Annotated in this window: 1 pseudogene; it reads left to right on the top strand. The window is 34.4% G+C overall.

Annotated elements, in window-relative coordinates:
* Positions 1 to 553: pseudogene (locus AB5935_RS26245) on the top strand (hypothetical protein); the annotation flags it as partial.

Here is a 553-nt window from a genome sequence, read left to right as displayed (position 1 = left end):
ATAAAAATGAAGACGAAGCCTATGAACAGCAAGACCAAGATGTATTTTACGCTATTCTTCTTATTGTAAGTATCTACTATAAATACACACAGACCAATGGCTATTTTGATTTTGAGGATTATATTGCTGACCCAACGCAACTAAAGTATAGTTATTCTGTCAGACCGGATATGCTACGTCTTTACAAGATGTTTCATGAGAAGAAAAAGACCAAGAGTAATATTGTCACGATTGAATATAACAAACAGAAAATAGAGCTTACGAATGATGATAGTTGGTTTCTCAATATGATAACTCCATATCTTGATAAATATTTAGGAGTTTCAACTTTGGAAGAAGCGGAAACGGAATTGGATAAAGATTATCCCAGTATAGGTAAAAGAGGGAGGAAGCGCGAAAATGCGATACTTGATACGATAACTCTTAGTATATATAACCTACTACGCCACTCATCATTTGCAGCCAAAGGTAAAGGATTAACAGATAACGAGGGGAATTTTATTCTTGAGTTACTGAAATATCTCAAACTGATTGATGAGGACAGTCCTAAAAA

Source organism: Phocaeicola sp. RTP21198st1_B8_RTP21198_201120 (genome assembly GCF_040929485.1).
Classification (GTDB): domain Bacteria; phylum Bacteroidota; class Bacteroidia; order Bacteroidales; family Bacteroidaceae; genus Phocaeicola; species Phocaeicola dorei.
This window is presented reverse-complemented; position numbering and strand designations above follow the sequence as displayed.